General features: G+C 55.8%; 1 protein-coding gene. It reads right to left on the bottom strand.

Annotation, left to right across the window (positions count from 1 at the left end; genetic code table 11):
- Positions 1 to 11: 11 nt before the first annotated feature.
- On the bottom strand, positions 12 to 269 hold a 258-nt coding region (locus AC6H42_RS22850; protein ID WP_497549019.1), incomplete at its 5' end, for an integrase core domain-containing protein.

The following is a 269-nucleotide window of genomic DNA, read 5'->3' as shown; positions in this document are numbered from 1 at the left end:
CGTGGTTTGAGTCAGGCCGAGACGGCTTGACCCGAAAGTTGACGATAGTAATTCATTTCAGCTTCAGCCGGCGGGATGTGGCCGATTGGCTCCAGCAGTCGGTGATGATTGAACCAAGATACCCATTCCAGCGTAGCCAATTCGACGGCTTCGCGTGTCTTCCAGGGAGCGCGGCGGTGGATCAGCTCTGCTTTGTAAAGCCCGTTAATGGTCTCAGCCAGAGCGTTGTCGTAGCTGTCTCCTTTGCTGCCGACGGACGGTTCAATTCC

It is taken from the genome of Massilia sp. NBRC 108631, assembly GCF_059704565.1.
This window is presented reverse-complemented; position numbering and strand designations above follow the sequence as displayed.